General features: G+C 72.0%; 18 protein-coding genes. 11 read left to right on the forward strand and 7 right to left on the reverse strand.

Annotated elements, in window-relative coordinates:
* Positions 1-16: 16 nt before the first annotated feature.
* The 4 genes from KUA19_RS14920 to KUA19_RS14935 all read right to left on the reverse strand — a co-directional run bounded on the left by KUA19_RS14920 (position 17) and on the right by KUA19_RS14935 (position 3,442).
* Complete coding sequence (locus KUA19_RS14920) at positions 17-922, reverse strand: amino acid ABC transporter permease (RefSeq protein ID WP_217393618.1); 906 nt, start codon at positions 920-922, stop codon at positions 17-19.
* 61 nt (positions 923-983) lie between these two features.
* Positions 984-1,658 carry an amino acid ABC transporter permease gene (locus tag KUA19_RS14925; protein ID WP_217393616.1) on the reverse strand — a complete coding sequence of 225 codons (675 nt, stop codon included), beginning with the start codon at positions 1,656-1,658 and terminating at the stop codon, positions 984-986.
* A gap of 76 nt (positions 1,659-1,734) precedes the next feature.
* Complete coding sequence (locus tag KUA19_RS14930; protein ID WP_217393614.1) at positions 1,735-2,589, reverse strand: glutamate ABC transporter substrate-binding protein; 855 nt, start codon at positions 2,587-2,589, stop codon at positions 1,735-1,737.
* A 109-nt stretch (positions 2,590-2,698) separates the two neighbouring features.
* Positions 2,699-3,442, reverse strand: coding sequence for an amino acid ABC transporter ATP-binding protein (locus KUA19_RS14935; protein WP_217393612.1), 744 nt, complete (start codon positions 3,440-3,442; stop codon positions 2,699-2,701).
* A 146-nt stretch (positions 3,443-3,588) separates the two neighbouring features.
* Between KUA19_RS14935 and miaB the strand changes: the two genes are divergently transcribed.
* From miaB to KUA19_RS14980, 8 genes are all read left to right on the forward strand, one after another.
* A complete protein-coding gene (gene miaB / locus KUA19_RS14940) occupies positions 3,589-5,154 on the forward strand; it encodes a tRNA (N6-isopentenyl adenosine(37)-C2)-methylthiotransferase MiaB (RefSeq protein WP_217393610.1) in 1,566 nt (521 codons plus the stop codon).
* 335 nt (positions 5,155-5,489) lie between these two features.
* Complete coding sequence (locus tag KUA19_RS14945; protein WP_217393608.1) at positions 5,490-6,623, forward strand: inositol-3-phosphate synthase; 1,134 nt, start codon at positions 5,490-5,492, stop codon at positions 6,621-6,623.
* Entirely contained in the window at positions 6,620-7,531 is a 912-nt protein-coding gene (locus KUA19_RS14950; RefSeq protein ID WP_308167247.1) for an SCO3242 family prenyltransferase, read from the forward strand. The genes KUA19_RS14945 and KUA19_RS14950 overlap by 4 nt, the downstream gene beginning before the upstream one ends.
* Before the next feature lie 17 nt (positions 7,532-7,548).
* Positions 7,549-9,039, forward strand: coding sequence for an EboA domain-containing protein (locus KUA19_RS44555; RefSeq protein WP_308167246.1), 1,491 nt, complete (start codon positions 7,549-7,551; stop codon positions 9,037-9,039).
* Positions 9,039-9,887: a TatD family hydrolase gene (locus KUA19_RS14965; RefSeq protein ID WP_217393606.1), complete on the forward strand. Its 849-nt coding sequence runs from the start codon at positions 9,039-9,041 to the stop codon at positions 9,885-9,887. The genes KUA19_RS44555 and KUA19_RS14965 overlap by 1 nt, the downstream gene beginning before the upstream one ends.
* Positions 9,887-11,149, forward strand: a complete 1,263-nt coding sequence (gene eboE, locus KUA19_RS14970; RefSeq protein WP_217393604.1) for a metabolite traffic protein EboE — start codon at positions 9,887-9,889, stop codon at positions 11,147-11,149. The genes KUA19_RS14965 and eboE overlap by 1 nt, the downstream gene beginning before the upstream one ends.
* Positions 11,137-12,573 (forward strand): alkaline phosphatase family protein, encoded by a 1,437-nt coding sequence (locus tag KUA19_RS14975; protein WP_217393602.1) that lies wholly within the window; start codon positions 11,137-11,139, stop codon positions 12,571-12,573. The genes eboE and KUA19_RS14975 overlap by 13 nt, the downstream gene beginning before the upstream one ends.
* Before the next feature lie 74 nt (positions 12,574-12,647).
* Entirely contained in the window at positions 12,648-13,544 is an 897-nt protein-coding gene (locus KUA19_RS14980; protein ID WP_217393600.1) for an aldo/keto reductase, read from the forward strand.
* Between the two features lie 428 nt (positions 13,545-13,972).
* On the opposite strand, the gene KUA19_RS14985 is transcribed toward KUA19_RS14980, so the two are convergent.
* Together KUA19_RS14985 and KUA19_RS14990 are read right to left on the reverse strand one after the other, a co-directional pair.
* Positions 13,973-15,649 carry a cellulase family glycosylhydrolase gene (locus KUA19_RS14985; RefSeq protein WP_217393598.1) on the reverse strand — a complete coding sequence of 559 codons (1,677 nt, stop codon included), beginning with the start codon at positions 15,647-15,649 and terminating at the stop codon, positions 13,973-13,975.
* A gap of 150 nt (positions 15,650-15,799) precedes the next feature.
* Positions 15,800-17,008, reverse strand: a complete 1,209-nt coding sequence (locus tag KUA19_RS14990; RefSeq protein ID WP_217393596.1) for a DUF349 domain-containing protein — start codon at positions 17,006-17,008, stop codon at positions 15,800-15,802.
* A gap of 235 nt (positions 17,009-17,243) precedes the next feature.
* Between KUA19_RS14990 and miaA the strand changes: the two genes are divergently transcribed.
* Complete coding sequence (gene miaA, locus KUA19_RS14995) at positions 17,244-18,203, forward strand: tRNA (adenosine(37)-N6)-dimethylallyltransferase MiaA (protein WP_217393595.1); 960 nt, start codon at positions 17,244-17,246, stop codon at positions 18,201-18,203.
* Entirely contained in the window at positions 18,200-18,979 is a 780-nt protein-coding gene (dapF, locus tag KUA19_RS15000) for a diaminopimelate epimerase (RefSeq protein ID WP_217393593.1), read from the forward strand. The genes miaA and dapF overlap by 4 nt, the downstream gene beginning before the upstream one ends.
* Positions 18,980-19,180: 201 nt before the next feature.
* Here dapF and KUA19_RS15005 read toward each other — a convergent pair whose 3' ends face one another.
* Complete coding sequence (locus KUA19_RS15005; RefSeq protein WP_217393591.1) at positions 19,181-20,617, reverse strand: NAD-dependent malic enzyme; 1,437 nt, start codon at positions 20,615-20,617, stop codon at positions 19,181-19,183.
* Between the two features lie 167 nt (positions 20,618-20,784).
* Here KUA19_RS15005 and hflX point away from each other — a divergent pair, with 167 nt between their 5' ends.
* Positions 20,785-22,221: a GTPase HflX gene (gene hflX / locus KUA19_RS15010; RefSeq protein WP_254548376.1), complete on the forward strand. Its 1,437-nt coding sequence runs from the start codon at positions 20,785-20,787 to the stop codon at positions 22,219-22,221.
* Positions 22,222-22,269 lie beyond the last annotated feature (48 nt).

Here is a 22,269-nt window from a genome sequence, read left to right on the forward strand (position 1 = left end):
CGGCGCCTTCCGCATGTCAGGCGCCGCCACCGCCACCGAGGCCCGACGCGGCCGCGTTCGCCGCACCTAGGCGGGCGGCCGGGGTGGCCACGCCGCGACGGTTGGCGCGGCGCTCCAGCAGGTGGGCGATGAGGGTGAGCGTGGCGTTGATCAGGATGTAGATCGCGGCGAGCACCAGGAACACCGGGATGGGGTTGCTGTAGTTGGCGTAGATCTTGCTGCCTTCCAGCATCAGCTCCGAGTACGCCACGATGTAGCCCAGCGCGGTGTCCTTGAGTACCACCACCAGCTGGCTCACGATCACCGGCAGCATGCTGCGGGCCGCCTGCGGGATCAGGATCAGCCGCATCACCTGGCTCTTGGTCAGCCCGAGGCTGTACGCCGCCTCCGACTGCCCGCCTGGCACGGCGCGGATGCCCGCGCGGAACGCCTCGGCCAGCACGGAACCGTTGTAGAGGGTCAGCCCGATGACGACCGCCCAGAAGGCGGGCACGGCGGTGCCGAAGACGTAGTAACCGCCGTACACCAGGAAGAAGATCATCAGCAGCAGTGGGACGGCGCGGAAGAACTCCACGACCATGCCCGCGGGCACCCGCACCCAGCGGTGCTCCGACAACCGCGCGACGCTGAAGACCAGGCCGAACGCCAGGGCCAGCACCATCGCGGTGGCGGCGGCGCTGAGCGTGCCGATCAGGCCGGGCACGATGTAGTCGGCCCACACGTTGACCGGGGGGCCGCCGGCGGTGGGCATCTCCTGGAAGAACGGCTGCCACTTCTTCCAGTCCCACTGGCCCTTGGCGTCGAAGGCCCGGTAGACCCAGTAGGCCCCCGCCAGCAGCAGCGCGGCGACGACGACGCTGAGCACCCGGTTGCGCAGGCGGGCCCGCGGGCCGGGGTGGTCGTAGAGGACGCTCGCGCTCATCGGATCTCCAGAGTCTCGAGGCGGGTCACCGGCGCACCACCGGGCGGTTCGGGGCGGCGGGTCACCGGCGCACCACCAGGCGGTTGGCCAGGGCGCTGAAGCCGTACCCGATGGGGACCAGCAGCACCACGAAGGCGAGTGCGAAAACCGCGAAGATCTCCACGGCGGCGTCGCCGTTGTCGTTGATCAGCTGCTTCATCTGCGACGACGCCTCGAGCACGCCGATCACCCCGGCGATGGTGGCGTTCTTGGTCAGCGCGATGAGGATGCTGCCCAGCGGCGCCACCACCGAGCGCACCGCCTGCGGCAGGATGATCAGACGCAGGTTCTGCGAGAACGTCAGGCCCAGCGCCCGTGCCGCCTCGGCCTGCCCGATCGGCACCGTGTTGATGCCCGAGCGGATCGCCTCGCACACGAACGCCGCCGTGTACGCCGAGAGCCCGACCACCGCCAGCCAGTAGTTGTTCACGTTGATGTCGTCGGAGAACTTCACGCCCATGGCGCTGTACAGCCCGAAGAAGCAGAACGTGATGATCAGCGTCAGCGGGGTGTTGCGGAACAGGTGCACCCAGCCCGCGCCGAGCGCCCGCAGCACCGGCACCGGGGAGACCCGGCACGCGGCCAGCAGCAGCCCGAGCGCCAGCGACAGCAGTGCCGACGCGGCGGTCAGCTTCAGGATCATCGCGAAGCCGTCCAGGAAGGCCTGCCGGTTCAGCGGATCGGAGAAGACGTCCATCCCGTTCCCTCTAGGTTGCCCGTTGCCTCGGTCCCGGTGGGGCGGGCAGCCGGACTCCCCGCCCCACCGGCAGTGGTCACGCGGGACAGTTGGTGAGCTTGGTCGTGTCCAGCGTCGGGGCCGGGGTGCCGCTCTTGCCGAGCGTGGCGTTCCACGCGGCCGCGTACGAGCCGTCGGCAACCGCGGCCTTCAGGATCTCGTTGATCTTGTTGCAGCCGGCCTTGTCCTCCAGCTTCACGCCGATGCCGTACGGCTCCGACGAGAACGGCTTGCCGAGCAGCTTGAGCTTGCCCGCGTACTCGGGCTGCGAGGCGTAACCGGCCAGGATGATGTCGTCGGTGGTGACCGCGTCGACAGTCCCGTCGTTGAGCGCCGTGATGCACTTGGAGTAGTTGTCGAACAGCTGCAGCTGAGCCTTCGGGTGCTGCTCCTGGATCCGCTTGGCCGGGGTCGAGCCGGACACCGAGCAGACCTTCTTGCCGTCGAGCCCCTCGGGCCCGGTGATGGTCGAGTCGGCCTTCACCAGCAGATCCTGCCCGGCGGTGTAGTACGGCCCGGCGAAGTTGACCTTCTTCTTGCGGTCGTCGTTGATGGTGTACGTCGCCACGACGACGTCGACCGTGCCCTGCTGCAGGAACGGCTCGCGGTTCGAGGACACGGTGGTGACGTAGGTGTTCTTGGCCGGATCACCGCCGAGGCCCTTTGCGATGATCTTCGCGATCTCGATGTCGAAGCCCTCGTAGTTGGTGCCGACCTGCAGGCCGAGACCCGGCTGGTCGGCCTTGACGCCGAACTTCAGCTGGCCTGCGGCCGCCTTCGAGGTCAGCGGGGTGCCGCCGGCCGGCGTCTCGGGCTCGTCACTGCCGCAGGCGGTCGTGCCGAGCGCGAGCATCGCGACCGCGGCGATCGCCGCCATACGCGTGAAACGCATTGATTCGTCCCTCCTCCTTCAACACCCTCGTCACGGTGGGCGACGCCGGGCGTTTCCTGCCGCCGCCGGTCCGGCGACGGAGTCTCATCCAGGTCGTCGAGCGGTGCCCTCAGTGCTGCAGGACCTTCGACAGGAACTCGCGGGCCCGCTCGCTGCGCGGATTGGCGAAGAACTCCGCGGGGGCGGCCTGCTCGACCAGCTGGCCGTCGGCCATGAACGCCACCCGGTGCGCGGCGTGGCGGGCGAAGCCCATCTCGTGCGTGACGACGATCATGGTCATGCCGTCGCGGGCCAGGGAGGTCATCACGTCGAGCACCTCGCCGACCATCTCCGGGTCCAGGGCGCTGGTCGGCTCGTCGAACAGCATCGCCTTGGGCTGCATGGCCAGGGCGCGGGCGATCGCGGCACGCTGTTGCTGGCCGCCGGACAGCTGCACCGGCAGCTTGCCCGCCTGGTCGGCGATGCCGACCCGGTCGAGTAGTTGCAGCGCGCGGTCGCGGGCGGCGGTGCGTGACTCGCCGCGGACCTTCACCGGACCCAGCATCACGTTGTCGAGCACGCTCATGTGCGCGAACAGGTTGAACGACTGGAACACCATGCCCACCTCGCTGCGCAGCCGGGCCAGCGCGCGGCCCTCGGCCGGCAGCTCGCGGCCGTCGAAGCGGATGGTGCCGGAGTTGATCGTCTCCAGGCGGTTGATGGTGCGGCACAGGGTGGACTTGCCCGAACCGGAGGGGCCGATCACCACGACGACTTCGCCCCGCTCGACCGTGAGGTTCACGTCGCGCAGCACGTGCAGTTCTCCGAACCACTTGTTCACGGAGTCCAGCACGATCAGCGGTTCGTCGGACATGCCACCGTCCTTTCGGTGTCGGTACATCGTCTGACTAGTGAGACTAGAGGGACGGAAGTGAAAGTGGAGACCCACTTGGGTCACATCCGGGTAACTTCCCTCGATTCCGTCGATGTACGCCCGACCGGATACCCTTTTCGGTTGAGATGACTACCCTGCCTGACACCCAGCTTCCCGCCGCCGAAGGTCAGCCCGACGGCGAGGTCCAGCCCGTGCGCACCTACGAGGTGCGCACGTACGGCTGCCAGATGAACGTGCACGACTCCGAGCGCATCTCGGGGCTGCTCGACGGCGCCGGCTACGTGCGGCTCGACCCGGCCGCCGAGCCGGGCCGGGTGCCGGACGTGGTCGTCTTCAACACCTGCGCGGTACGCGAGAACGCCGACAACCGCCTCTACGGCAACCTCGGCCACCTGCGCCCGGTCAAGGACAAGAACCCCGGCATGCAGATCGCGGTCGGCGGCTGCCTGGCGCAGAAGGACCAGGGCGACATCGTCAAGAAGGCGCCCTGGGTCGACGTGGTGTTCGGCACCCACAACATCGGCTCGCTGCCGGTGCTGCTGGAGCGGGCCCGCCACAACGAGTCCGCCCAGGTGGAGCTGCTGGAGTCGCTGGAGGTCTTCCCGTCGACGCTGCCGACCCGGCGCGAGTCGACGTACTCCGGGTGGGTGTCGATCTCGGTGGGGTGCAACAACACCTGCACCTTCTGCATCGTGCCCAGCCTGCGCGGCAAGGAGAAGGACCGTCGCCCCGGCGAGATCCTGGCCGAGGTCGAGGCGCTGGTCGCCGAGGGCGTGCTCGAGGTGACCCTGCTCGGCCAGAACGTCAACACGTACGGCGTGGAGTTCGGCGACCGGCTGGCCTTCGGCAAGCTGCTGCGCGCCTGCGGGCAGTTGCAGGACAGGGGCCTGGAGCGGGTGCGCTTCACCAGCCCGCACCCGGCCGCGTTCACCGACGACGTGATCGAGGCGATGGCCGAAACGGCCAACGTCTGCCACCAACTGCACATGCCGCTGCAGTCCGGCTCGGACGCGGTGCTGCGGGCGATGAAGCGGTCATACCGGTCCGACCGGTACCTGTCGATCATCGAGAACGTGCGCGCGGCGATGCCCGACGCGGCGATCACCACCGACATCATCGTCGGCTTCCCCGGCGAGACCGACGCCGACTTCGAGGAGACGCTGCGCGTGGTGCGCGAGTCGCGCTTCTCCTCGGCGTTCACGTTCCAGTACTCCAAGCGGCCCGGCACGCCCGCGGCGACCATGGACGGCCAGGTGCCCAAGCAGGTGGTGCAGGAGCGCTACGAGCGCCTGGTCGCCACCCTGGAGGACATCACCTGGGCGGAGAACAAGAAGCAGGTCGGGCGCGAGCTGGAAGTGCTCGTCGCGGTCGGTGAGGGGCGAAAGGACGAGGCCACCGGGCGTATGTCCGGACGCGCCCGCGACGGCCGACTGGTCCACTTCGCGGTCACGCCCGAGCAGGCGGCCGCCGTCCGGCCGGGCGACGTGGTGCACACCGAGGTCAGTTATGCCGCGCCGCATCACCTCAACGCCGACGGGCCGCTGCTGTCGCACCGCCGGACCAGGGCCGGTGACGCGTACGAGGCGGGCCGCGCGGTCCGTACCGCCGGGGTGATGCTCGGCCTGCCCACCATCGGCAAGCCGCCCACCCAGCCCACCCCCACCACCGGCAGCGCCTGCTCCACCTGCTGACCGCCCCCCGAAGCCCGGCGCCGCCCTCCGGCGCGCGCGTTTCAAGGTCATCCAGGTTGCCGGGCAATCGTGCGTATCTTGAACCGTCTTTCCCACGATTGCCCGGCAACTTGCGCGATCTTGGTCCGCCCGGCGGTTGTTCGGCGCCCGTCCGGCGGGTTGTTCGGCGCCCGCTCGGGCGGGCGGGGGCACCGCCCGTGGCCGGAGTGGGGTTGGAACACGCGGGGGTGAGCTGCGGGGATGGCGGACAAACGGACATAGCGTGTGCATCCGGGTATTGTGGCGAAATCAAGTAATCTGGCTTGGTTTCTCCTCAATCTCCCCGGGAGACCACAATGCGAACAGGTGTCTGGCTGGTCGGTGGGCGGGGGTCGGTCGCCGTAACCAGCATCGTCGGGGCTGCCGGGCTGCGAGCCGGTCTGGCCGAGCCGACCGGATGCGTCACCGAACTCCCACAACTGCGCAGCCCCGCCCTGCCCGCCCTGTCCGAGCTGGTCTTCGGTGGTCACGACCTGGTGTCGACGCCGCTGGTCAAGCGGGCTGACGAACTGGCCGAGGCCGGGGTGCTGCCCGCGCGCCTGGTCGCGGCGCTGCGACCTGATCTGGTCGCGATCGAGCCCGAGCTGCGCCCGGCGCCGCGCGGCGACACTCAGGCCGCGACCGCAGCACAGGCCGCCGCCGATCTGACCGACTTCCGCGAGCGCCACGCACTGGACCGCGTCGTCGTGGTGAACGTGTCGGCCACCGAGCCGCACGCGGCCCCACATCCAGCCCACGCCGACGCTGACGCGCTGGTGGCGGCGTTGGACGGCGATGACGAGGTGCTGCCGCCCAGCTCGCTTTACGCGTACGCGGCGTTCGCCGCCGGGTGCTCGTACGTGGACTTCACGCCGTCGACCGGGGCGCGGCTGCCCGCGCTGCACGAGCTGGCGCTGCGGGCGGGGGTGCCGTACGCGGGGCATGACGGCAAGACCGGGGAGACCCTGGTCAAGTCGGTGCTCGCGCCGATGTTCGCCCAGCGCAACCTGCAGGTGCGGTCCTGGTCGGGGACGAACCTGCTCGGCGGCGGGGACGGCGCCAACCTGGCCCGGCCCGACGCCAACGCGGCCAAGGCCGCCAGCAAGCAGCGGGTGCTCGCCGAGACGCTGGGCTACCAGCCCGAGGGCCACACCCGCATCGAGTACGTCGCCGACCTCGGCGACTTCAAGGCCGCCTGGGACCTCGTCACCTTCCGCGGCTTCCTGGGCACGCCGATGCGGCTGGAGTTCACCTGGCACGGCTGCGACTCGGCCCTGGCCGCGCCGCTGGTGCTGGACCTGGCCCGGATCGCGGCCGGCGCGCACGCCGCCGGTCGGCGCGGTCCGCTGCCGGAGCTGGCCTTCTTCTTCAAGGACCCGATCGGCTCGGTCTGTCACGACCTCAGCGGCCAGTTCGAGGCGCTGCGAGCGCTGATCGCGGGGCTGGCGTGAGCCGGTCGGGTGTTGGCGCGCGCCGGTCGGGGCTGGCTCGGCTGGGGGACCTGGCCGAGCTGGTGCGGGCCCCGGCCGCGTTGTCGGTGCCGGGTGACGTGCTGGTCGGTGCGGCCACGGCGGGCACGCTGGGGCGGCGTACCCCCGGCCTGGCGGCCGCGTCGGTGTGCCTGTACCTGGCGGGCATGGCCGCCAACGACTGGGCCGACCGGGAACTCGACGCGGTCGAGCGGCCGCAGCGGCCCATCCCGAGCGGTCGGGTCAGCCCGAACACGGCGTTGGGCCTGGCCGCCGGGCTGACCGCGGCGGGCCTCGGCCTGGCCGCGTGGGCGGGCGGCAGGCGCGCCCTGGCCGTGGCGGCGCCCCTGGCCGGGGCGGTCTGGGCCTACGACCTGGTCGCCAAGAACGGACCCGCCGGGCCGGCCGCGATGGCCGCCTGCCGGGGACTGGACGTGCTCCTCGGCGCCACCGGCGGCTCAGTCCGCCGGGCCCTGCCCGCGGCCGCGACGGTCGCCGCGCACACCTACACGGTGACCGCGCTGTCGCGGCGGGAGATGGACGGCGCCGACCGCCGGCTGCCGGTGGCGACGTTGGCCGGGACGCTGGCCGTCGCCGCCACCGCAGCCGGCGCGCAGCGCCGCCAGGACCGAGGACGGACGGGGTGGCGCGGGCTGCTGCCGGTCGCCCTGGCCGGGCTCTACCTGAACCACTACGGCCGCCCGCAGGTACGGGCCGCCCGGCAGCCCGACGCGCCGCAGGTGCGGGCCGCTGTCGGGTCCGGCATCACCGGACTACCGACGCTGCAGGCCGCGCTCACCGCCCGGCACGGCGCGAGCCTCCCCGCGCTCGTGCTGACCGCCGCCGCGCCGCTGGCCCGGCGCCTGGCCCGGAGGATCTCGCCCACATGAACTTACGTTTCGACGGTATGCGCTTTGGATATGGCACCAACGGCTTCAGCAACCACCGGCTCACCGACGCCCTCGACGTCATCGCCGGGCTCGGCTATGTCGGGGTGGCGCTGACGCTGGACCACCACCACCTCGACCCGTACGCCCCGGGCCTGGCCCGGCGCGTCGCCGGGACCGCCGCCCGGCTGTCCGCGCTGGGGCTGTCGGTGGTGGTCGAGACCGGCGCCCGCTACCTGCTCGACCCGCACCGCAAGCACGCCCCGACGCTGCTGGACGACGACCGCGAGTTGCGGCTGGACTTCCTGCGTCGGGCCGTGGCGATCGCCGCCGACCTGGGCGCCGAGGCGGTGTCGTGCTGGTCGGGCGTGCTGCCCGGTCACGTGTCCCGGCGGCAGGGCTGGGACCGGCTGCTCGACGGCTGCGAGCAGGTCGTCAAGGCCGCGCAGGCGGCCGGGGTGCCGCTGGGCTTCGAACCGGAGCCGGGCATGCTCGTGGCCGACCTGGCGGGCTGGCACGCGCTGCACCGGGCGCTGGGCACCCCCGACGGCTTCGGGTTGACGCTGGACCTCGGGCACTGCCGGGCCAACGAGGCCGTAGGCGTGGCCGAGTGCGTCCGGCAGGCCGCGCCGCACCTGGTCAACGTGCAGATCGAGGACATGCGGCGCGGGGTGCACGAGCACCTGGAGTTCGGCGCAGGGGAGATCGACTTTCCGCCGGTGCTGCGGGCGCTGACCGACTCGGGCTACCGCGGGCTGGTCGGCGTCGAGCTGCCCCGGCACTCGCACGCCGCGCCCGAGGTGGCGGCGCGTTCGCTGACCTTCCTGCGGGCCGCGTCCGGGCAGCCGGTCGGCCCGCCCAGCCAGCGCCGCCCCGGCCGGGAACCGCGCCCGTCCGGGCTGGACGAGCTGCGGGCCGCGCTGCTGCACCCCGCGCCCGGGACCCGGTCGGAGGGTCCGACCTGGCTGCGCGGGGCGCTGGCCAGGGTCGCCGCCGAGCCCGCCCGCATCGGCGGCTTCTTCGCGGCGGCCGGGCGCCGGTGTGGGCGGGAGTCGCTGGCCACCGCGCCCGGGTGGAGCGCCGACGAGGCGGCCCGCGCGCTGCTGCTGTCGGCGCTGCCCGCCGACGAGGTCGCCGGGCAGGCCCGGGAGCTGTACCGGCACGGCGACGCCGCCGAGCGCCGGGCGGTGCTGCGGGCGCTGCCGCTGCTGCCGGTGGGGCCGGACGCCGTGGACCTGCTGCACGACGCGATCCGCACCAACGACACGCGGCTGGTGGCGGCGGCGCTCGGGCCGTACGCCCGGCACCTGGACGCGGCCGCCTGGCGGCAGGCGGTGCTCAAGTGCGTGTTCATGGGCATCGCCCTGTCCGCCGTGGACGGGCTGGACCGCCGCGCTGACCGCGAACTCGCCGCGATGCTGGCGGGGCTGTCGGCCGAGCGGCACGCCGCCGGGCGGACCCTGCCCGACGACGCGGCGCGGCTGCTGGAACGCCTGGAGAAGGGGAACTGATGCGCATCTTCGACCCGCACGTGCACATGACCTCGCGCACCACCGACGACTACGCGGCGATGGCCGCCGCCGGGGTGCGGGCCGTGGTGGAGCCCGCGTTCTGGCTGGGCCAGCCACGCACCAACGCGGGCTCGTTCACCGACTACTTCGACGCGCTGATCGGCTGGGAGCCGTTCCGGGCCGGGCAGTTCGGCATCCGGCACTACGCCACGATCGCGCTGAACCCGAAGGAGGCCAACGACCCGCGCTGCCGCGAGGTGCTGGACCTGGTGCCGCGCTACCTGGACAAGGACGGCGTGGTCGCGGTCGGCGAGATCGGGTACGACGCGATGACCCCCGCCGAGGACGAGGTGTTCGCCGCGCAGCTCGCGCTGGCGCTGGAGTTCGGCCTGCCCGCGCTGGTGCACACCCCGCACCGGGACAAGGTCACCGGCACCCGGCGCAGCCTGGCCGTGGTCGCCGAGTCCGGCCTGGACCCCGCCGCCGTGGTCATCGATCACCTGAACGAGGTCACCGTCGGGCTGGTCCGCGACACGGGCTGCTGGCTGGGCTTCTCCATCTACCCGGACACGAAGATGTCACCGGAGCGGATGGTGGCGATCCTGCGCGAGTGCGGCACCGAGCGGATGCTGGTCAACTCGGCCGCCGACTGGGGCCGGTCGGATCCGCTGCTGACGCTGCGGACCGGTGAGGCGATGCTCGCGGCCGGGTTCGACGAGGACGACGTGGACCGGGTGCTGTGGCGCAACCCGGTCGAGTTCTACGGGCAGTCCAAGCGGCTGGACCTCGACGGGGTCAGTGGCGAGGCGACGTACGCGGGCAACTCGATCCTGCGCGGGGGTGCCTGATGCGGCTGGCCCATCGCGACGGGCAGACGGTGCACCTGAGCTACTGCACCAACGTGCACCCGGCCGAGGACCTCGACGGGATCGTGGCGCAGCTCGACACGTACGGGCTGGCGGTGCGCAAGAAGCTGGACGTGGACGTGCTCGGGCTGGGGCTGTGGCTGGCCGCGCCGGTCGCCGCCGCGCTGGCCCACGAGCCGGTGCTGCGCCGCAGGCTGCGCCACGAGCTGGACGCGCGCGGGCTGGAGGTGGTGACGCTCAACGGGTTCCCGTACCAGGCGTTCCACGCCGACGTGGTCAAACACGAGGTCTACCACCCGGACTGGACCACCCGGGAGCGGCTGCGCTACACGCTGGACCTGGCCCGGGTGCTGGCCGATCTGCTGCCCGACGACGCGGTGCGCGGGTCGATCTCCACGCTGCCGGTGGCGTGGCGCGAGCCGTGGGGCCCGGAGCGGGCCGGGGCGGTCGACCGGGCACTGGCGGAGCTGGCCGACGGCCTGGCCGAGATCGCCGGGCGGACCGGCCGGACCGTGCAGGTCGGGTTCGAGCCCGAACCCGGCTGCGTGGTCGAGAACACCCACCAGGCGGCCCGGCTGTGGTCGGGCATGGACGGCGACTGGCTCGGCGTCTGCCTCGACCTGGCCCACCTGGCCTGCGCCTGGGAGGAGCCCGCGGCGGCGCTGGCCCGGCTGGCCCGCGCCGGGCTGCCGGTGGTCAAGGTGCAGGTGTCGGCGGCGCTGGCGGCCGAGGACCCGGTCGCGGCCGCGTCCGTGCTGCGGGGGTACGCCGAACCGAAGTTCCTGCACCAGACCCGGGGCGCCGGGGGCGAGGCCGCCGACGACCTGGACCAGGCCCTGGACCTGCTGCACGCGCCCGCGCACGTGGCGGCACGTCGCCCGTCCCAGGGGGCCGCCCGGCCCGTCCAGGTGCCCGGTCAGGGCTGGCGGGTGCACTTCCACGTGCCGCTGCACGTCGAACCCGCGCCCCCGCTCGCCTCGACCCTGCCCGTGCTCCGGACCGCCCTGCGCGAGCTGTACGGCGGCCCGATCATGGCCTGCGACCACGTCGACGTCGAGACCTACACGTGGAGCGTGCTGCCGCCCGGCCAGCGCCCGGACACCCCGGAGCAGCTGGCCGCGGGCATCGCCGCCGAGCTGGCTTTCGCCCGCGACGAACTGCGCGGACTGGGGCTGGTCGACACCGTCCCCGGTGAACCCGCCCCGGCCCGCTTCGTCACCGGGGGCGCGCCATGGGCCCGGTGACGCCGGGCCAGGTGCCGCCGGGCCCGGTGACCCCGCTGGTCGTGCTGAACGTCGTCGGGCTGACCCCGCGCCTGCTGCCGCACATGCCTCGGCTGAACGCGCTGGCCCAGGCCGGATTCGCGGCCCGGCTGGGCACGGTGCTGCCCGCGGTCACCTGCTCGGTGCAGGCGACGCTGCTCACCGGCGCGCCGCCGGCGGTGCACGGCATCGTCGGCAACGGGTGGTACTTCCGCGACCTGGGCGAGGTGCTGCTGTGGCGGCAGCACCACGCGCTGGTCGGCGGCGAGAAGGTCTGGGACGCCGCGCGCCGGGTGCACCCCGGCTACTCGGTCGCCAACGTGTGCTGGTGGTACGCGATGGGCGCCGACGTGGACTGGACCGTGACGCCACGGCCGGTCTACCGCGCCGACGGTCGCAAGGAGCCGGACTGCTACACCGACCCGCCCGCGCTGCACGACGAACTCACCGCCGAGCTGGGCACCTTCCCGCTGTTCCAGTTCTGGGGGCCGGGGGCGGGCATCGCCTCGTCGCGGTGGATCGGCGCGGCCGCGCGGCGGATCATGTCGGCGTACGCCCCGGACCTGACCCTGGTCTACCTGCCGCACCTCGACTACGACCTGCAGCGGCACGGCCCCGACGACCCGCGCGCCGCGGCCGCCGCGGCCGAACTGGACACGGTCGTCGGCCCGCTGCTGGACGCGGCCGCCGCCCGGGGCGCGACCGTGCTGGCCCTGTCCGAGTACGGCATCACCCCGGCCCGCCGCCCCGTCGACATCAACCGCGCGCTGCGCGCCGAGGGCCTGCTGCGGGTGCACACCCAGGCGGGCATGGAGTACCTCGACCCGTGGACCTCGCGCGCCTTCGCCGTCGCCGACCACCAACTCGCCCACGTGTACGTCCGCGACCCCGCCGACCTCCCGCTGGTGCGCAAGGTCTGCGCCGACCTGGCCGGGGTCGAGCAGGTGCTCGACGCCCAGGGCAAGCGCGAGCACGGGCTGGACCACCCGCGCGCCGGGGAACTCGTGCTCGTCGCCGAGCCCGACGCGTGGTTCACGTACTACTACTGGCTCGACGACGCCCGCGCCCCCGACTTCGCCCGGCTGGTGGAGATCCACCGAAAGCCCGGCTACGACCCCGCCGAGCTGCTGTTCGACCCGGCCGGGCCGGGCGCGGCCAAGCGGCGCGCGGCGCTGGCGCTGCTGCGCAAGAAGCTGGGCCTGCGCTACCTGATGCAGGTGGTGGGCCTGGACGCCGGGGCGGCGGCGGTACGCGGCTCGCACGGCCGGCTGCCCGCCGACCCCGCCGACGGACCCCTGCTGATCTGCTCGGACGCCACCGCGGCCCGCGACGGCTTCGCCGCCACGGAGGTCAAGGACCTGATGCTGCGACTGTCCGGTCTGGCTGTTCCAGTACAAGAAAAGTAGCAGCGATCGCGGTTTCGCGGTATCGGTCACCCGACCGGCTGCGCGGCTCAGCGCAGCACCGCTACGGTCGCCCGATGCCTACGAACGAGATCACCGCGGCCGCCGCGGGCACCTGGCTCCTCGGCGACCGGACCGTCCACCGGATGGGCTTCGGCTCGATGCGCCTGACCGCCAACCCCGACCGCGACCGCGCCATCTCCGTCCTGCGGCGGGCGGTCGAGCTCGGTGTGAACCACATCGACACGGCGGCGTTCTACTTCTCGCCCGGCGGCATCATCGACGGCCCGCCCGGTCCGGTGCGCTACGCGACCGAACTGATCCGCGACGCCCTCGCGCCCTACCCAGCCGATCTGTTCCTCGCCACCAAGGTCGGGCCGGGGCTGGACGAACACGGCGAGTGGAGCGAGGCGACGACCTACGCCCAGTTGCGGGCGCAGGTGGAGGAGAACCTGCGGCGGCTCGGCCGCGACGAGCTCGACCTGGTCAACCTGCGGATCGTGAAACGCCCCGGGCGGGACTCGATCGCCGAGCGGTTCGGGGCGCTGGCCCGGATGCGCGAGGAGGGCCTGATCCGCAACCTCGGCCTGTCCAACGTCCGGCTGGACCATCTCGACGAGGCCCAGGAGATCGCGCCCGTCGCCTGCGTGCAGAACGGGTACGCGCTGGACTTCAACCGCACCGACGACGAGTTGCTGCGCGAGTGCGGGCGGCGCGGGGTGGCGTACACCCCCTTCTTCGCCGTGGCGGGCAGCGGCCGCGAGTCGGGCGCCTCGGCCGACCACGACGCCGCCCTGTCCGACCTCGCCCGCGCCCACGACGCGACCCCGCACCAGATCCGCCTGGCCTGGACCCTGCACCAGGGCCCGCACGTACTGGCCATCCCCGGCACCGGCGACCCCGCCCACCTGACCGCCAACATCGCCGCCGGCGCCATCCACCTCCCACCCCCCACCCTCGCCACCCTCGGGTAAGGAAGGGCCCCTTCTTATCGCTTTCCGAGGTAGAAGGGCCCCTTCGTAACGGTCGTCCGGTGCGCCCCCGGCCCGCGTGCGCGGGCGGTGCGCGCAGTTCCGGGAAGGTGGGTGCAGTTTCGGGGAAACTGCACGAAACCGGGCCAAGATTCGTGCAGTTTCCCCGAAACTGCAGCTAGGCCGGGCCGGGCTGGGCTAGGCGCGGCGGGGCGTGTGCGCCGCGGTGGGGCGGGGCGGGGCAGGGGGTGGAAATACTCGTCGGCTCGGACGAGGCATGTCCGAGCCGACGAGCCTGGCGCGCGGACCGGTGGTCACCGGTGGATCGATGCGGCGCCAGGAGAGGGTTACCCGCCGCCGCGGATCTCAATCGCGGTGCGCGGCGGCGGGCTGGCGGCGGCTGGGGTTGCGTCAGCGCCGCCGGTTGCGGGTCACGCGCAGGTGACGCCGTTGAGCTTGACGTTGCTCGGCGCGGGGCTGGACGGCCCGGTGGCCGTGTACCCGATCGCCACGCTGGCACCCGGCGCCAGCGACGTGCTCCAGCTCGGCGCGGCCGCCGTGATGGTGGTGCCGCTCTGGGTCACCGTGGCGTTCCAGCCGTTGGTGAGCGCCACCCCGCTGGGCACGGTCCAGGTGACCGTCCACGGGTTGACCGCGCTGGTGCTGGTGTTGGTCACCTTCACCTCGGCCTGGTAGCCGCCCTGCCACGAGTTCGTGATGGTCACGACCTTGGTGCAGGTGCCGTTGCCGCCGGGTGACGGGGAGGCCGACGGGGACGGCGAGGCCGACCGCGACGGGGAGACCGACGGCGAGGGCGAGGTCGACCGCGACGGCGACGGACTGGCCGACGACGGCTGCGGCGACGGGTTGCCCGACGGCGGGTTCAGGTACGGCTGCAGGATGTTGTACTTCGTCTGGTTGATCGAGTACCAGTCGTCGAGTGCGATACCCCCGGTGTCACCCGAGTTGGGGTTCCACGACCAGTACGTGAACGACAGCCCGTTGTCGCCGATGTAGGCCATCAGCTTGGTCAGCCACTGCACGTCGAGCGGGTTGGCCAGGGTGCTGCCGAACTCGCCGATCATGATCGGGGCCACGTTCTGCTTTGCGATCTTGCCCCAGAAGGCGTCCCAGACGGCCGGCAGGTTGTTCGGGAAGTTGGGGTCGTTGAACCAGGACTGCCGGTCGTACACCGAGATGCCGTACTCGTGCGGCGAGTAGACCAGGCGGTTGGCCACGTTCAGCCGGACCGGCTTGTCGATCGCGGCGGACAGGTTGCCACCCCACCAGTCGCAGGCCATCGGGTCGTCGGGGATGTTGTCCCAGACGTTGGCGACGCCACCGGACAGGCAGCTCACACCCTCGACGAAGATCAGCCAGTTCGAGTTGGTCTGCAGGATCGCGTTGCCGATGCGCTCGGCCGCCAGGCGCCAGTCACGGGCCTGCACGTCGCAGCCCCAGCAGGCGCCGGTCGCGGCCGGGTCGGTGCCCTCGGCGTGCGGCTCGTTGAACAGGTCGGCGCCGATCACCGTCGGGTTGCCCGCGTACCGCGCCGCCAGCATCTGCCAGTCGGCGATCATGCTGGCCTCGGAGACGCTCGCGGTGTACCACAGCGGGGTCTGCCCGGCCGCGGTCGGCCGGTGCCGGTCGAGGATGACGCGCATCCCCTTGGTCCCGGCGTACGCGATCACCTTGTCCAGGATCTGCAGCGGCGACAGCCCGATCAGGTCCGGGTTGGTGTAGTCGTTGATGCCGGTGGCGGCCGCACCGGCCTTGAGCGCGTCACCGGAGTACGGCACGCGCAGGGTGTTGAAGCCCAGCGAGGCCATCTTGTCGAGCTGCCCCTTCCAGGTGGCCGGGGCGTTGGCCCACAGCCCGTGGAAGGTCTTGTTGTCGGTCTCCATGCCGAACCAGTTGATGCCGGTCAGGCGGACGGTCTTACCGGCGCTGTCGACGATGTTGCGACCGTTGGTGTGCAGGTAGCCGGTGCCGGTGTCGGCGCTGGCCGGGCCCGCGGTGAGGGTGACCGCCACGAGGGCGGTGGCCGCTGTGGCGAGCGCGGCCGAGACGGCGGCCACGAGGGCAGCCGGACGAGACTTGAAACGCATTTCGGGTGTGCTCCATCCATAACGGACTTCTGCTTGATCGGGAAATGCGTGCCTGCCCTGGCTCCGGTTACATCGTGCACCGTCCATGCCGAGCACAGCAAGAGGGGCGAGCGCCGCAGCGCCCGCCCCTCTCGGTTGATCAGGTGAAACTCAGCTGGCCTTCTCGGCCAGGGCAAGAAAGTTTCGCTTGCCCGCCAGCGCCTGCTCGGCCTCCTTGATGCGCTTGGCGTCGCCGGCCGCCTGGGCCCGCTCCAGCCGCGCCTCGGCTTCGGCCACCTGCTCACGCATCTGCGCCAGCAGCGGGTTGGCCGACGGCTCGGTACGCCGCCACGCCGCGTCCATCGCGTCGCGGACCTTGTCCTCGACCGCGCGCAGGCGCCGGTCCAGCCCGGCGACGGACTCGCGGGGGACCCGGCCGGTGTCGTGCCACTGGCCCAGGATCTCGCGCAGCGCGTTCTGCGCGGCCTTCGGGTCGGCGTCCACGTCGATCGCCTCGGCCTGCGACAGCAGCTCCTGGCGGCGCACCAGCGCGGCCTTCTGCTCGTTGTCGCGGGCGGAGAAGACCTCGCTGCGGCGGGAGAAGAAGGCGTCCTGCGCGGCCCGGAAACGGTCCCACAGCTTCTGCTCGGCCTCCTTGGAGGCGCGCGGCGCGGTCTTCCAGTCCGCCATCAGCTCCTTGAGCCGGGCCGCGGTGGCCGCCCAGTCGGTCGACTCGGCCAGCGACTCGGCCTCGGCCACCAGGTCGTCCTTGACGGTCTGGGCCTGCTTGCGGGCCGCGTCCAGGGTGGCGAAGTGGCCGCCCCGGCGACGCGTGAAGCTGTCACGGGCGACGGAGAAGCGCTTCCACAGGTCGCCGTCGGTCTTCTTGTCGACCCCGCGAATGGTCTTCCACTCGTCGAGGATCTCCTTGAACCGGTCGCCGGTCGCCTTCCAGCTGGTCGACTCGGCGGCCAGCTTCTCGGCCTCCTCGACCAGGGTGGTCTTACGGGCCACAGCCTCGGCGCGGGCGGCGTCGCGGGCGGCCTTGGCAGCACCCGCCTTCTCGTCGGCCAGCGCGGACAACCGGTCCAACCGGGCCGCCAGGCCGTCGATGTCGCCGACCACGTGCGCCTCGTCCAGGCTCGCCCGCAGGCGCTTGACCGTGCTCACGCTCTGCGCGGCGTCGGCCGCGCCCGAGTTGAGCCGGGTCTCGATCAGGTCGACCTCGGTGACGAGATCCTCGTACCGTCGGACGAAGTGCGCCAAACCCTCCTCGGGCGTGCCGGCCTGCCATGATCCGACGGCGCGCTCGCCCGCGGCCGACTTCACCCAGACCGTGCCGTCGGCGTCCACCCGGCCATACGATGCCCAGTCGCTCATGATGCCCATCCTCGTTCTTCCCGACCGAACCCCGTCACGTCCGTGCCGAGGTCGCCGCCATAGCGCAGTCAAACCCGTGATCCCGTGGGAGAGTACGCCGCTCCCAGAAGCATTGTCACAGGTCCCGCTGGGCACGCGTCGCGCGCCCAGGACAAGGTGACCTTACGGGGTCCGCGCCCACACCGCATCTGGTGTACCCCGGCTGGCAGAGCACGATCCGGTTACGGTTGTCGGCGTGAGTTCCGTCCCCTCCGACACCGGCCAGGCGCCCGCCCCCGACCCCGTCGCGCCCGAGGTGGTCGCCGTCGTCGGCCCGACCGCCGCCGGCAAGTCCGCGCTTTCCATCGCGCTGGCGCACGCGCTGCGCGGTGAGGTGGTCAACTGCGACTCCATGCAGGTCTACCGGGGTATGGACATCGGCACCGCCAAACTCACCGAGGACGAGCGCGAGGGCGTGCCGCACCACCTGCTCGACCTCTGGCCGGTCACCGCGCCCGCGAGCGTGGCGGAGTTCCAGCGGCTGGCCCGCGCCGCGATCGACGACATCCGCTGCCGCGGCAAGGTGCCGCTGCTCGTCGGGGGATCGGGGCTGTACCAGCGGGCGGTGTTGGAGGACTTCGACTTCCCGGGTACGGACCCGGCCGTGCGGGCCCGGCTGGAGGCCGAGTTGGAGGCGGGCGGTCCGGCGCCGCTGCACGCCCGGCTGGCCCAGGCCGACCCGGTCGCCGCCGCGAAGATCCTGCCCAGCAACGGTCGGCGGATCGTCCGCGCGCTGGAGGTGATCGAGATCACCGGGCAGCCGTTCACCGCCTCGCTGCCCGAACCGGTGCCGGTGTACCGGTGCCTGCAACTCGCCGTCGACCGCGCGGACCTGGACGTACGGGTCGAGCAGCGGGTGGACCGGATGTGGGCGGCCGGGTTCGTCGACGAGGTGCGCGGGCTGCTGCCGCACGGGCTGGACGGCAGCCTCACCGCATCGCGCGCGCTGGGCTACCAGCAGGTCCTGGCCTTCCTGCGGGGCGAGTGCGAGGAGAATGAGGCACACCGGGACACGGTCACCGGCACCCGCCGGTTCGTTCGGCGGCAGCGCTCCTGGCTGCGCCGCGACCCCTCGGTACGCTGGCTCGACGGCGCCGCGCCCGACCTCGTCGAGCAGGCGATAAAGATCATCGACAGCGCTGGCGGAGTGGCATGAGGTTCACCAAGGGGCACGGCACCGGCAACGACTTCGTGATCATCGAGGATCTCGACGGCACGGCGGAGCTGACCCCGGCCCAGGTCGCGGCCCTGTGCGACCGCCGCTTCGGCATCGGCGGCGACGGCGTGCTGCGGGTGCAGCGCTCGACCGACCCGGCCGCCGAGTTCTTCATGGACTACTGGAACTCCGACGGCTCGCTGTCCGAGATGTGCGGCAACGGGGTCCGCGTGTTCGCCCGCTACCTGCACACCCGCGGCCTGGCCGGCGACGTCATCCCGGTCTCCACCCGGGGCGGCCTGCGCACCGCGTACGTCGAGGGCGACTGGATCCGGGTCGACATGGCCGCGCCCACCATCCTGGGCGAGTCCACCGCGATCGTCGACGGGGTCGAACACCGCGGCCTCGGCGTCTCGATGGGCAACCCGCACCTGGTCTGCGACGTCGACGCCGACACGCTGGCCACCGTCGATCTGAGCCGCGCCCCGAAGACGGACGCGGGGATGTTCCCGGCCTCGGTCAACGTCGAGTTCTCGCTGAAACTCGCCGACGACCACCGCCGCATGCGGGTGTACGAGCGCGGCTCCGGCGAGACCATGTCCTGTGGCACCGGCGCCACCGCGGTCGGCGTCGCGGCGCTGTACACCTCCGGCCGCTCCACTGGCACCGTCACCGTCGACGTCCCCGGCGGCCGCCTCGCGGTCACCCTGGACGCCCACACCAGCTGGCTGGCAGGGCCCGCCGTCCTCACCTACACCGGCGACATCCCCCTCTGACCCCCTGACCCGCTGACCCGCCAACCCCGCTGCCCGCCCCGGCCCCCTCCACTCCGTCGATCATGAACTTATGGCACGGGTGGGCGGTGTGTCGCCGGCACGGCTTCCTGGTCAACTTCGGTGCCTCGTCGGGCGGTCGATCAGGAAGCCGTGCACATGACACACCGTCGAACCGTGCCATAAGTTCATGATCAACTGGGCTTAGGCGGTGGGGGTGGGGTCGGTGTCGAGGATGGGGGCGGTGGCGGCCTGCTGGGCTACGGCGCGGACGGCGGCCGCGACCGCCGGGGCGACGCGGGAGTCGAAGACGCTGGGAACGATGACGCTCGGGTTGAGCTTCTCCTCGCCCACGACGTCGGCGATGGCCATCGCGGCGGCCAGGGCCATCTCGGCGGTGAACTCGCGGGCCTGGGCGTCCAGCATGCCGCGGAAGACGCCGGGAAAGGCCAGCACGTTGTTGATCTGGTTGGGCTGGTCGGAGCGGCCGGTGGCGACCACGGCGGCGTACTTGCGCGCCTCGCGCGGGTCGACCTCCGGGTCGGGGTTGGCCAGGGCGAACACGATGGAGTTCGGGGCCATCCGGGCGATGTCGTCCCCGGTGAGCAGGTTCGGCGCGCTGACGCCGATGAACACGTCCGCGCCCGCGATCGCGCCGGGCAGGTCGCCGGAGTAGTTGTCCCGGTTGGTGTGCTCGACCAGCCACTGCCAGTCGGGGCCGAGGCCGGCCATGTCGCGGTGCAGGGCGCCGCGGCGGTCGTACGCGATGACGTCGCCGACGCCCTGGCGCAGCAGCAGCTTCATGATCGCCGTACCGGCGGCGCCTGCGCCGGAGACCACGACCTTGACGTCCTCCAGCTTCTTGCCGACCACGCGCAGCGCGTTGGTGAGCGCGGCGAGCACGCAGATCGCGGTGCCGTGCTGGTCGTCGTGGAAGACCGGGATGTCCAGCATCTCGCGCAGCCGGGCCTCGATCTCGAAGCAGCGCGGGGCGGCGATGTCCTCCAGGTTGATGCCGCCGTACACCGGGGCGATGGCCTTGACGATCTTGATGATCTCCTCGGTGTCCTGGGTGTCCAGGCACACCGGCCAGGCGTCCACGCCGCCGAAGCGCTTGAACAGGGCGGCCTTGCCCTCCATCACCGGCAGCGCCGCGGCCGGGCCGAGGTTGCCCAGGCCCAGCACGGCCGAGCCGTCGGTGACCACGGCGACGGTGTTGCGCTTGATGGTCAGGCGACGGGCGTCGTCGGGGTTGTCGGCGATGGCCTGGCAGACCCGGGCCACACCCGGGGTGTACGCCCGGGAAAGCTCGTCCCGAGTGCGCAGGGCCACCTTCGAGGTGACCTCGATCTTGCCGCCGAGGTGGAGCAGGAAGGTGCGGTCGGAGACCTTGCGCACCTCGACCCCGTCCATCGCCTCCAGGGCCTTGACGACCTGGTCGGCGTGGGCGCTGTCGGCGGTGTCGCAGGTGACGTCGGCGACCACCCGCACGTGGTCGGAGTCGACGACGTCGACGGCGGTGACGATCGCTCCGGCCTCGCCTACCGCCGTGGTGAGTCGTCCGACCGCCGAGGAGTCGGCGATGACCGCCACTCGTACGGTGATGGAGTATCCGGCGCTGGGCAGGCGGGTTGTGGGCACGATGTCGCCTTTCGGGTCGATGGTCGGCCTAGATTTTCCCACTCGTTGGAACGAAGGGTTTTACGACCCCACGACTGGCGGGTAACACCCGGCATCGAATGCAGGTGCGCTTGGGCTCACAGCGTGCCAACCTTGAAGCCGTACACCTGAACGATGGAGGAGCAGATTTGCCTACATTTCCCGACACGCTGGTGGCCGACGGGACCACCGGTGACCTGGAGCTTGCCGAGCGTCACTCGCTGCGCCGGGTAGCCGGACTCTCGACCGAGCTCACCGACGTCACCGAGGTCGAATACCGGCAGCTGCGGCTGGAGCGGGTGGTGCTGGTAGGCGTCTGGACCTCCGGCACCGTCACCGACGCCGAGAACTCGCTCACCGAGCTCGCGGCCCTGGCCGAGACGGCCGGGTCGCAGGTGCTGGAGGGCCTGATCCAGCGGCGCAGCCAGCCCGACGCGGCCACGTTCATCGGTCGCGGCAAGGTCGACGAGCTGAAGGCGGCGGTCGAGTCCACCGGCGCCGACACCGTGATCTGCGACGGCGAGCTGTCGCCCAGCCAGCTGCGCAACCTGGAGGAGAAGATCAAGATCAAGGTGGTCGACCGGACCGCCCTGATCCTGGACATCTTCGCCCAGCACGCCAAGAGCAAGGAGGGCAAGGCCCAGGTCGAGCTCGCCCAGCTGCAGTACCTGGTACCCAGGCTGCGCGGTTGGGGTGAGGCGCTGTCCCGGCAGACCGGTGGTTCCGGTCGCGGTGGCGGCGCGGGCGGCGGCGTGGGTCTGCGCGGTCCCGGTGAGACGAAGCTGGAGACCGACCGCAGGCGCATCCGCACCCGGATCGCCAAGCTCAAGCGCGAGATCACCGCGATGGGCACCATCCGCGACACCAAGCGGCAGGGCCGCAAGGCCGCCGAGGTGCCGTCGGTGGCGATCGCGGGCTACACCAACGCGGGCAAGTCCAGCCTGCTCAACCGGCTCACCGGAGCCGGGGTGCTGGTCGAGGACGCGCTGTTCGCGACCCTGGACACGGCGACGCGGCGCACCACGGCCCGCGACGGGCGGCAGTACACGCTGTCGGACACCGTCGGGTTCGTGCGCCACCTGCCGCACCAGCTCGTCGAGGCGTTCCGCTCGACGCTGGAGGAGGTCGCCGACGCCGACCTGGTCGTGCACGTGGTCGACGGGGCCCACCCGGACCCGGCCGAGCAGGTGCGGGCGGTGCGCGAGGTGCTGGCCGAGGTCGGTGCCGACCGGCTGCCCGAGCTGCTGGTGGTCAACAAGGCCGACGCCGCGTCGGCGGAGACGCTGCTGCGGCTCAAGCGCGAGTGGCCGGACGCGGTGTTCGTCTCGGCGCGCACCGGCGCGGGCATCGATGAGCTGCGCGAGGTGATCGAGTCGAAGCTGCCGGTCCCGGCGGTCGAGGTGGTCGCCTGTGTGCCGTACGACCGTGGCGATCTGGTGGCGAAAGTCCACCGAAGGGGTGAGGTGCTCGCGTCGGGTCACACCGCCGCGGGTACGCAGCTCAAGGTACGAGTGGATCGTGAGTTGGCGGCTGAGCTGGAGCGATACTCAATCACCGAAAGTGACTGGGTCTCAGACGCATCGTGACGAATTAATCGCGTTACACGGTAGTGCGTCCGGTCGTGGCAAACTGTC

It is taken from the genome of Catellatospora tritici (assembly GCF_019083965.1).
In the GTDB taxonomy this organism is placed as follows: domain Bacteria; phylum Actinomycetota; class Actinomycetes; order Mycobacteriales; family Micromonosporaceae; genus Catellatospora; species Catellatospora tritici.